The sequence below is a fragment of the Pseudomonas sp. MEJ108 genome (genome assembly GCF_030208985.1).
Classification (GTDB): domain Bacteria; phylum Pseudomonadota; class Gammaproteobacteria; order Pseudomonadales; family Pseudomonadaceae; genus Aquipseudomonas; species Aquipseudomonas fragariae.
In genome coordinates, this window is the sequence record NZ_JARVSW010000015.1 from 47223 (window position 1) to 57200 (window position 9978).

Annotated in this window: 8 protein-coding genes; 2 read left to right on the top strand and 6 right to left on the bottom strand. The window is 61.0% G+C overall.

Features of this window, described 5'->3' with window-relative positions:
• Positions 1-12: 12 nt before the first annotated feature.
• The 5 genes from QRN50_RS09380 to QRN50_RS09400 all read right to left on the bottom strand — a co-directional run bounded on the left by QRN50_RS09380 (position 13) and on the right by QRN50_RS09400 (position 6148).
• Positions 13-354, bottom strand: coding sequence for a hypothetical protein (locus QRN50_RS09380; protein WP_003401038.1), 342 nt, complete (start codon positions 352-354; stop codon positions 13-15).
• 132 nt (positions 355-486) lie between these two features.
• On the bottom strand, positions 487-1737 hold the full coding sequence (locus QRN50_RS09385) for a thiolase family protein (protein ID WP_096126804.1): 1251 nt from the start codon (positions 1735-1737) through the stop codon (positions 487-489).
• The gene (locus tag QRN50_RS09390; protein WP_003401029.1) at positions 1734-3620 is read right to left on the bottom strand and encodes a feruloyl-CoA synthase; all 1887 of its coding nucleotides are present in this window, start codon (positions 3618-3620) and stop codon (positions 1734-1736) included. Before QRN50_RS09390 ends, QRN50_RS09385 begins: the two co-directional genes overlap by 4 nt.
• 182 nt (positions 3621-3802) lie before the next feature.
• Positions 3803-5251 carry an aldehyde dehydrogenase gene (locus QRN50_RS09395; RefSeq protein ID WP_003401027.1) on the bottom strand — a complete coding sequence of 483 codons (1449 nt, stop codon included), beginning with the start codon at positions 5249-5251 and terminating at the stop codon, positions 3803-3805.
• A gap of 66 nt (positions 5252-5317) precedes the next feature.
• Positions 5318-6148 (bottom strand): p-hydroxycinnamoyl CoA hydratase/lyase, encoded by an 831-nt coding sequence (locus tag QRN50_RS09400; protein WP_003401024.1) that lies wholly within the window; start codon positions 6146-6148, stop codon positions 5318-5320.
• A gap of 211 nt (positions 6149-6359) precedes the next feature.
• Between QRN50_RS09400 and QRN50_RS09405 the strand changes: the two genes are divergently transcribed.
• Positions 6360-6848: a MarR family winged helix-turn-helix transcriptional regulator gene (locus tag QRN50_RS09405; protein ID WP_003401022.1), complete on the top strand. Its 489-nt coding sequence runs from the start codon at positions 6360-6362 to the stop codon at positions 6846-6848.
• Between the two features lie 29 nt (positions 6849-6877).
• On the opposite strand, the gene QRN50_RS09410 is transcribed toward QRN50_RS09405, so the two are convergent.
• The gene (locus QRN50_RS09410) at positions 6878-8200 is read right to left on the bottom strand and encodes an OprD family porin (protein WP_054091210.1); all 1323 of its coding nucleotides are present in this window, start codon (positions 8198-8200) and stop codon (positions 6878-6880) included.
• A 328-nt stretch (positions 8201-8528) separates the two neighbouring features.
• On the opposite strand from QRN50_RS09410, the gene mhpT reads away from it, so the two are divergent.
• Positions 8529-9749 carry a 3-(3-hydroxy-phenyl)propionate transporter MhpT gene (mhpT, locus tag QRN50_RS09415; protein ID WP_096126803.1) on the top strand — a complete coding sequence of 407 codons (1221 nt, stop codon included), beginning with the start codon at positions 8529-8531 and terminating at the stop codon, positions 9747-9749.
• The last annotated feature ends 229 nt before the right edge of the window (positions 9750-9978 follow it).

Consider the following 9978-nt stretch of genomic DNA (forward strand, 5'->3'; position numbering starts at 1 on the left):
GCCTGCGTTCACTCAGCGGCGAATCGGCACCACGCGGTCGCTGGCATCCGCCGCCAGGGGCTCTTCGAACTGCTGGAAGAACTGCCCGGACACCACATGATCGAGAAACTGCGCCTGCTCTTCGGTGGCCAGGCGTATCGGCGAGTAGCCGTCGGCATCGGGCACAGCGAAAAGGCGCGCCTTGCGTTCATGAGCCACCGCGATGAACGCCCTTTTCTCTTCGTCGGACATCGACGAAAAACAATCGCAAAGATTTTCCAGCGAGCGCACCGCCAGATCCTGGTCGAGCTGCTTGTCATCCGTGAACATCAAATGCCAGACGAAATCGAAAGAAAGCTCAGCGAGGGCACGCATAGACGGGGTTCCGTGGGATCGAGAGATGCGAGATTCACCGTTCGCCACGATTCGGTCAAGCGCTAAAGGATGACCTGCGTGGGGCGTAGCGTTTAACGCAGGAAAATGTCGCATTTGCGGGCATTTTCCTGGTTAGACAGCGCTGCAGGCATAGCGGGGATTCTCGATCAGCAGCGCCATGCCCTGCCCGCCGCCGACGCAGGCTGCAGCGATACCGTAGCGCAAGCCTGCGTCGCGCAGTTGCCGGGCCAGGGTCATGACCAGACGCAGCCCGGTGGCTGCCAACGGGTGGCCCAGGCCCAGTGATCCACCCAGGCAGTTGAGCCGCTCGTGGTCAAGCTCCAGCGTTTGTGCCACTGCCAGAACCTGAGCGGCCTGCGCTTCATTGATTTCCAGTCGACCGATATCCCTCAGTGCCAGCCCGCTGCGCTGTAACAGCAAGCGGATCGCAGGTGCGGGGCCAATGCCCATGAACTCTGGCGCCACACCCGTCACCGCGCTGGCCAGCAGATGCGCCAACACCGGTCGCGTCGATTGTGAAGCACGCCCCACCAGGGCCGCCGCCGCGCCATCGACCACCGCACAGCTATTGCCTGCGGTCTGCACCCCGTTCGCGTGAATGGCGCGCAGACGCGATAACGCTGCCAGATGGGTCGCACGCGGATGGCTGTCCTGCGCGACCACTTCAACCCCTCGCGGCAACTCGATGCCGCGCGGCTGATAGCCTTCCAGCGCAAAGCGCTCGCTGCTGACCGGGACAATTTCCTCGGTCCATTTGCCGGAAACCTGCGACTGCAGCGCCCGTTCATGGCTGAGCAAGGCATAGCGGTCCACCGCCTCACGGCTCAACCCATGACGCCTTGCGAGGTTGTCTGCCGTGGCGATCATGTCCATCGCCGGTGCCGGGTCATACAGCGCTTCCCAGAGAAAATCCTTGAACTGCACAGCGGCACCGAGCGAGAAGCCATTGCGGTGGGTATAGGCCGCGATCGGGTTGCGCGACATGGACTCGGCGGCGACGCACAGCGCCATCTGCCCGCCTTCGCCCACGTGCAAGGCGGCCTGGCGCAACAATTCGAAACCGGTGGCACAGATACGCTGCACACCCAATGCCGGAACGCTGTCCGCGACGCCGCTGTACAGGCCGATGTGCCGGGGCAGCAGGTAGGCATCGAAACTGGCCTGCGCCATCGAACCGGCCAGTACGCTGTCGACCTGATCCGCCTGAATGGAGGCACGCGCCAGAACCTCGCGGCCGACCTTGATACCCAGATCGATGGGCGAGACAGGTGCCAGAGCACCGCCCAGATCCACCCAGGGCGTGCGCACCGCATCGACGATGGCCACGTCACTGAATGCCGAATACTGCCCGCTGCCACTCATGCCTTGGGCTCGGCACGGAGCTTGTCCGGATCCTGATCACGGTACAGCGCTTCGACCTTGTCTGCGCGCCACTGCAGAACAGCGCGCTGGTTGATCGACCCCTTGTCGGTAATTTCGCCGCGATCAATGGACGCGGGCTGATCAAGCAGCACGATCCACTCCAGCCTGCTGGCGTTGCCGTTCGCGCCCTGATTCAGGCGCGCCAGCCAGCCGGCGAACCACTCACGTACCGGCGCACTGGCCAGTACCTGTGCATCCGTGGCCTGTGCATCCAGCCCGGCCAGTTGCCGACACTCGTGCACTCTGGGAAACACCAGCGCCCCGAGGCATTCGCGGTCAGGCGCGGTGATGACCACATCCTGCACGTACGGCGAGCCTTCCAGCACCGCCCGATTGCGCATCGGCCCGACACTGACGAACACGCCCGACGACAGCTTGAAATCCTCGGCCAGACGCCCGTCGAACATCAGGCCCAGCTCGGGTGCCGCAGGATCGGCAAGCTTGATCGCATCGCCGGAGCAATAGAAGCCGTTCTCGTCGAACACTTCGGCAGTCTGCTGCGGCGAGCGCCAATAGCCCGGCATGATGTGCGGACCACGAAAACGCCCTTCGAGCTTGCCATCCACCGGCACCAGACACACTTCGCATCCCGGTGCGGGCAGGCCGATGTAACCGGCCATCGACAAGGGCCCGGTGGTGAAGGTGCAGGACGGCGCAGCCTCGGTCATGCCCAGCCCGGCCATCATGCGAATCCGCTCGCCGCAATGCTGCTCGGCCACCCGGTCAAGGCGATCCCAGATGCTTTGCGACAGGCCGGCAGCGGCGAAGAAGAACAGCTTGATACGCGAGAAGAATCGCTCGCACAGCTCGGCGTCCTGCTCCAGTGCGTTGACCAGCTCCTCCCAGCCCTTGGGCACAGTCAGGTAAGCGGTAGGCGAAATTTCCTTGAGGTTGCGCAGGGTCTCGGCGAAGCCTTGAGCGGTTGGCTTGCCGTTGTCCAGATAGAACGTGCCACCGTTGTACAGCACGATGCCGAGGTTATGACTGCCGCCGAAGGTGTGGTTCCAGGGCAGCCAGTCGACCAGCACGGGCGGCTCTTCGCCGAACACCGGAAATGTCTGCAACAGCATCTGTTGATTGGCACACAGCATGCGCTGGGTGGTCACCACCGCCTTGGGCAGTTTGGTCGAGCCCGAGGTGAACAGAAACTTGGCGATGGTGTTGGGGCCGCTGGCCAGGAAAGCCGCATCCGCCTCGCTGCCACCCGGTTCTTCGAGCAGGCTGGCGAAGGTCAGCGCAGGCCTGCCATTGAGCTGTCCGCGTACAGTGATGACCGGCGTGTCGGCCGCAATGACCGCATCGATGGCTCGCTGAAACGGCGCGGCATCACTGACAAATACCAGTCCTGGCCGCAACACGTCGCAGACGTGTCGTAACTTGGCGAAATCCTGAGACATGACCGAATATGCCGGTGAGACCGGGCAGTAGGGAATGCCGGCGTACATGGCACCCAGAGCGAGCTGCAAGTGCTCGATGTCATTACCTGACAGCAACGCCAGCGGCCGATCGGCGGAAAGTCCGTACGCCAGCAGGCTCTGTGCGATAGCGCGCACGTCAGTCAGCATCTCGGCATAACTGACCTTGCGCCAGCCGCCACGGCTGTCGCGGGCGGCAATGAAGGTCTGTTGCGGACGCAACTGCGCCCAATGCACCAGTCGGTCGAGCAGCCGGTCGGGTAACCGGGCCAGGGGTTCCAGGGCCCGCATGTGCAGAACGCCCTGCTCTTCCCGCACCTCGATGGGCGGGTGGCCGATGGAGACCTGACGATAGCGCGGTGGATTATCTTCACTCTGCAGCGTTGACGATCTGATATCGGAACTCACGTGCGTTCTCTCCATCAAGGTACGCAGGCGCCAAACGCCATGCAGCAGTTCGGGCCGAGCATTGCAGCACCAGGCTGCAGCCTTGTTATTGTTGTGCCTGACTCACCGGAAGCTCAGTCTTGTGCAAAGACCGTTGCCGCCGGCCTGGAAGGGTTCAGATCGGATGGCTCAGATCGGAGGCCTCATATCGGATAGTGCCGTGGCCCGTTCTGCAACGTCACCCAGCGCAACTGGGTAAATTGCTCGATCGAAGCCTTGCCGCCGAAACTGCCATAGCCACTGGATTTCACCCCGCCGAACGGCATTTGCGCCTCGTCGTGCACGGTGGGTCCGTTGATATGGCAGATCCCGGACTCGACCCGTTGCGCAAGCGCCAGCGCCCGGCTGGTGTCACGACTGAAAATCGCCGCCGAGAGACCGAAATCCGAATCGTTGGCCAGCCGCAACAGCGCCTCGTCACCGTCGCCGCGCAGCACCACGGCCACCGGGCCGAAGGACTCTTCGCGGTACAGGCGCATGGCGTCTGTCACGCCGTCGAGCAGCGTCGGTTGCAGAATGCTGCCCTGCAACTGCCCGCCAATCACCAGCGTTGCGCCACGCGCCACGGCGTCATCGATCAAGCCTTTGATGCGCGTCCCGGCACCCACGTCCACCAGCGACCCGAGGACCGATTCACTGTCATCCGGATTGCCAGCGCGCAACGTTTTGATCTTGGCCGTCAGCCTGGCAACGAAGGTATCGGCGACCTTATGGTCGACGATCAGCCGTTCGGTGGACATGCAGATCTGGCCCTGATTGAAGTAGGCGCCAAAGGCGGCAGCCTCTACTGCCGCGTCGAGATCGGCGTCGTCGAGCACCAGAAACGGTGCCTTGCCACCCAGTTCCAGGAGTGCCGGTTTCAGATACCGCGCCGACAGCTCACCGACGATGCGGCCTACATGAGTGGAACCGGTGAAATTGACCCGTCGCACTGCCGGGTTGGCAATCAGACGCTCGACAATCGCCGGCGCATCGGCAGGCGCATTGCTGATCACGTTCACCACCCCGTCACCCAATCCGGCATCCTGCAGCACCTGGCCGATCAGCCGATGCACGGCGGGGCTGAGCTCCGAAGCCTTGAGCACCACGGTATTGCCGCAGGCGAGTGGCATGGCAATGGCTCGCGTGGCAAGAATCACCGGCGCATTCCACGGCGCGATACCCAGGACCACACCACAGGGCTGGCGCAGCGCCATGGCAAAATTGCCGGGAACATTGGAGGGAATCACATCGCCGGTAATCTGCGTTGTCATGGATGCCGCTTCGCGCAGCATGTCGGCGGCCAGCTGTACGTTGAAGCCGTACCAGTTAGCCATTGCGCCGGTTTCGCCGGCAGCAGCGATGAACTCGCCGCTGCGGGCCTGCAACTGCGCAGCAGCTTCAAGCAGACGCGCCCGACGCTCGCCGGGCAGCATCGCTGCCCAGCCGGGGAACGCAGCCTGAGCGGCTGCGACCGCCGCATCGGCATCTTCCAGAGTCGCTGCGGCCACCCGTGAAACCACCTTGCCGGTCACCGGGTTGCAGCGTTCAAATGTACGTCCGTCACGCGCGGGGCACGACTGGCCGCCGATCAGCAGGGGCACGTCCAGCATGGTGATTCCTCTTTATTATCTTTATCAGGAACTACAGACTCGGCTTTAAAACTTCTGGTTACCCGACTAGCGTTTATAAGCTTCCAGGCCGGGCTTGATGCTCTTGTCATCGAGGAACTGCTTCATGCCCTGCTCGCGCCCGCCTTCCTTGTCCAGCAGACGTGACTGGTCGAGCTTGGCGTACAGGTAGTCTTCGTTCTGCTCCCAGGTCAGTTCGCGGCAGCGTTTGAAGCCGTGCTTGGCGGCGCGCAGCACCACCGGATTTTTTTCCAGCAGATTATTGGCCAGATCGATGGTCACCTGACGCAGTTGCGCCAGCGGTACGCTTTCATTGACGAGGCCCATTTCAGCGGCCTTCTGACCATTGAAGGTTTTGCCGGTCATGATGTAGTACAGCGACTGGCGGTGGCCCACGGTGTCGGCCATGGCCTTGCTCACCAGGTTGCCGGGCGGAATGCCCCAGTTGATTTCCGACAGGCCGAAGGTCGCTTCATCGGCGCAGATCGCCAGATCACAGGCCACCAGCGGGCTGAAGCCACCACCAAAGCACCAGCCGTTGACCATTGCGATGGTTGGCTTGGCGTACATGCGTAACATCTTCCACTGCCACTGGGAGGCTTCGCGCCGGATTTTTTCCTGAAGAATTTCCGGTCCGGCATCCACCTCGCGGAAGTACTCCTTGAGGTCCATGCCAGCGGTCCACGCCTCACCCGCACCGGTCAGCACCAGAACCCCCGCATCGGGATCCTGCTCGAGGGTTTCCAGCACATCGATCATTTCGCGGTTCAGGGTCGGGCTCATGGCGTTGCGCTTTTCCGGCCGATTGAGGATGACCCACGCAATACCTTGCTCGATCTCGACCTTGATGGTTGACCAGCGACCTTCATATTTGCTCATGGCGATGCTCTCTTGTTCTTGGCTTGAAGATGACTCAAAGCTAAACCGCAAATATAGTTATGTCAATTAACTGTTATTCACATTAATCAAAATCTCGGCACTCCGCCCGAACAGGCTGGTCACAGTCACGTATGCCCCATAGCTATCGTTCGCCAACCTCGGCAAACTGATCGGCTGATTGACCCATCAAACCACAAGGACCGCATTTTCAATGGCCAAGCCATCTGACATCGCCGACGCCTGCCAGGCTCCCGTACAGGCTGCCGAGGCACGTTTGCCAACGGATTCTGCGCTGGATGATCTGATCGGTTATGCCATGCGCCGCGCACAGCTCAAGCTGTTCCAGAACCTGATCGGACGTCTTTCCGCACACGACCTGCGCCCGGCGCAGTTCTCGGCACTGGCGATCATCGAGCAGAACCCGGGTCTCATGCAGGCAGACCTGGCCAAGGCGCTGGCGATCGAACCGCCTCAGGTCGTCCCGTTACTGAACAAGCTCGAAGAGCGCGCGCTGGCCGTCCGGGTGCGTTGCAAGCCGGACAAGCGCTCGTACGGCATCTTTCTCAGCAAAAGCGGCGAAACACTGCTGCGCGAGCTGAAACAGATCGCCGTGGACAGCGACCTGGAATCCACTGCCGCGCTGGATCAGAAGGAACGTCAAGACCTGCTCAGGTTGCTGAAAAAGGTGTATCAATCGTAAACGGCTTCCCTGCCGTCAAGGCGGGGTGGTTACCAGAGCGGCAAGCTGTATTGCACGATGAAGCGTGTCTGGTTCTCGTCACGAAAGGCTGCACCTGCCGGGAAATCGTTGCGATAGATCGACTTGCGCGCCAGCAGCCCGACGTTCTTCAGTGGACCGCTTTGCACAACGTAGCCCAGCTCCATCTGAAACTCACGCTCCTTGCGATCATCGGCATTGAAAGCGGCCAGCTCGATGTTGTCGCCGCGCACATAACGCAGGCGACTGCGCAGCCCGACCAGCCCGACCGCCGTGAAGTCATAGTCGTAGATAGCTTGCCAGGTGCGCTCCTTGGCGTTGAGGAAGTCAGAGCTCATGGTCATCTCGCTCAGCCCCATCAGCTCGGTGCCCGAGACATAAGGCGTCGCCGTGTCGCCACTGGAATGCATGTAGCCAAGGCTGACGCTGTGCCCTCCCCACCTGTAGCCGAACAACGCGGACAGGTTCTGGTTGTCGACTTCGCCGGCTTTCGCGCTGCCGGTATCGCGGCTGAAAAAGCTGCGCAGATCGGTGGTCAGTTCGCCGTCGCCAATCGCCAGCTTGTGCAACAGGGCCAGAGTGTTCTGGGTATAGAGATCGTCTACTTCGGCGTGATACGCACGCAGGCTCAGGTCCTTGTTGACCTGATAATCGCCTCCGGCATAAGCCATGTGCGACGACGTTGCCGCCCCGTTGAAACGGCGGTTCGGTGAAGCGATGCTGATGGGCTGGTAGTTGCTGGAGTCACGCTTGTTGACGCGGTCGATGTAGCCCGCATGGAGGGTCAGGTCATCTATATCCTTCGAGGTCAGCGTGGTGCCACGGAAGGTCTGCGGCAACAGTCGCGAGGGGCTGGCGAAGGCGAATGGCAGGAAAATCGACACGTCACCGGTCTTGAGCGTGGTTTCGTGGAATTTCAGCTTGCCGGTCAGGGCCAGCCGCGAATACTCGTCAGCCGCCCGGCCATCACTGGCGGATACCGGCAACAGCTCGGTGCCGCTGCGGTCTGGCGAGGAATCCAGCTTCACGCCGACCAGCGCTCGCGCATCGAGGCCGAACCCCACCGGCCCTTGGGTAAAGCCGGACTCCGCATTCATGATGAAGCCCTGCGCCCACTCCCGAGTCGCAGTCCTGGTGCCATCATCCTTGTAATCGCGGTCCATATAATAGTTGCGCAGCGTCAGTGTGCCATGGCTGTCATCCAGAAAACCCTGCGCCTGTGACGGGTCGGGAATGGCACTGATACCCAGCAGGCCCAGCGCAAGGCCACAACGTTTTCCACGAAAAAAGGGAGCTGACACAGTGCTTGCTGCATCATGAGCGAGCTTCGACATGTTCGGTGTCCACTTATTGTTGTTGTTTTTGGAGTCGGTCCGGCGCTTGATTGCAGGTCCGTGAGCAGAGAATTGAAATATTCAGCGGCGACGTCAATCCAAACTGACCGATAATCGAACATTAATATGATTAACTACTTTATCGGTCGCTCAACATTACTCCTCTAACTCAATGTTTTTAAAAGACTAAGCCTGGTTTTTTACGAGTCTTTCGGCCAGATTCACTTTTTAGTTATTTTTGTTACCTTGATGAATACCTGTGACAACGCCTCGATTGGCGCTGGGGAACAGGCTTTTCTCCACAACAAAAACAACAATGAGGCTTGCCATGAACAGTCCGTTACGTCGATCGACGCTGACCATTGCCTTGTGTTTTATCGTTGCGCTCATCGAGGGCTTCGACCTGCAGGCTGCGGGAACGGCCGCCGCCGGATTGCGCCAGACCTTCGGCCTCGATCCGAAAATGATGGGCTGGGTATTCAGCGCCGGGATCATCGGGCTGCTGCCTGGCGCGTTCTTTGGCGGATGGATCGCCGATCGCATCGGCCGCAAGAGGATTCTGGTCAGCGCAGTGCTGCTGTTCGGGGTCTTTTCACTGAGCACTGCTTATGTCGAGAGCTTTTCCGGACTGTTGCTGGTGCGCTTCATGACCGGCCTGGGTCTGGGGGCCGCGCTGCCCAATCTGATCGCCTTGTGCGCAGAAGCCGTCAGCGAACGTCACCGCGGGCTGGCCATCAGCGTCATGTACGCCGGTGTTCCATTGGGTGGTGCCCTCGCGGCGGTTGTGGCCATGTTCACCAGCGAGCACTGGCAAACCACGTTCATCATCGGCGGTCTGGTGCCGCTGCTGGTAGCTCCGCTGATGATCCTGTTACTGCCCGAGTCCAGCACTTTCAAACAGCAGACCACTGCTGACAGCGTTCGGTATTCAAGCGCCACTGCGTTGTTCGGCGAAGGCCGGGCGCGCACGACACTGGCTTTATGGCTTGGCTACTTCTTTACCCTGACCGTGATGTACATGCTGCTCAACTGGCTGCCTTCACTGCTGATCGGTCAGGGTTTCAGCAAACCGCAGGCAGGCATGGTGCAGATGCTGTTCAATATCGGCGGCGCGCTGGGCTCGTTGCTGGGCGGGTTGTTGCTCGATCGCTGCAATGGCATCAAGGTCGTGCTGTTCGTCTACGCCGGTTTGCTCGCGGCGCTGGCAGGCGTGGGTCTGTCGGTCGGTATCGTACCGATGGCCGTTGCCGGGTTTGCAGCCGGGGTGTTTGTCATCGCCGCGCAGTTGGTGCTGTATGCACTGGCCCCGCCCGCCTACCCGACCTCGGTACGTGCCACCGGTGTGGGTGCAGCAGTGGCCATCGGCCGTCTCGGTTCGGTCGCCGGTCCCCTGGCAGCCGGACAACTGCTGGGCGCTGGCGCCGGAACCGCCGGCGTACTGCTGGCTACCTCGCCAGGCCTGGTGATTGCCGCACTGGCAGCGATCACAGTGCTGTCCAGGTCAGTCGCCATCGAGCAGCGTGAGCTCAAGGCTGCAGAGTCGAGCTGATCAAGGCCCTTTTCGCCAACAAGCGAAGCTTCGCCCGGTCCACTCCCACGGCCTCCGGCCAGAATCAAAAGCGGATTTATGTATAACAATGAGCAATCCGTGTCACATCGTTCTGGGGGTTAAGTGAGATTTGTTTTAGATCTCAGGCTGCTTTTTTGATCGCGATGGCACTGTCGACGCAGAGTGCGACGTTAGTGACGGCTGAGTCCTGGCGCTGATCCGGGGGTAG

What these genes read in the sequence shown, in the direction of transcription:
- mhpT (WP_096126803.1), top strand. Translation starts at nt 8,529, where the DNA reads ATGAACAGTCCGTTACGTCGATCGACGCTGACCATTGCCTTGTGTTTT.
- QRN50_RS09410 (WP_054091210.1), bottom strand. Translation starts at nt 8,200, where the DNA reads ATGTCGAAGCTCGCTCATGATGCAGCAAGCACTGTGTCAGCTCCCTTT.
- QRN50_RS09405 (WP_003401022.1), top strand. Translation starts at nt 6,360, where the DNA reads ATGGCCAAGCCATCTGACATCGCCGACGCCTGCCAGGCTCCCGTACAG.
- QRN50_RS09385 (WP_096126804.1), bottom strand. Translation starts at nt 1,737, where the DNA reads ATGAGTGGCAGCGGGCAGTATTCGGCATTCAGTGACGTGGCCATCGTC.
- QRN50_RS09395 (WP_003401027.1), bottom strand. Translation starts at nt 5,251, where the DNA reads ATGCTGGACGTGCCCCTGCTGATCGGCGGCCAGTCGTGCCCCGCGCGT.
- QRN50_RS09400 (WP_003401024.1), bottom strand. Translation starts at nt 6,148, where the DNA reads ATGAGCAAATATGAAGGTCGCTGGTCAACCATCAAGGTCGAGATCGAG.
- QRN50_RS09380 (WP_003401038.1), bottom strand. Translation starts at nt 354, where the DNA reads ATGCGTGCCCTCGCTGAGCTTTCTTTCGATTTCGTCTGGCATTTGATG.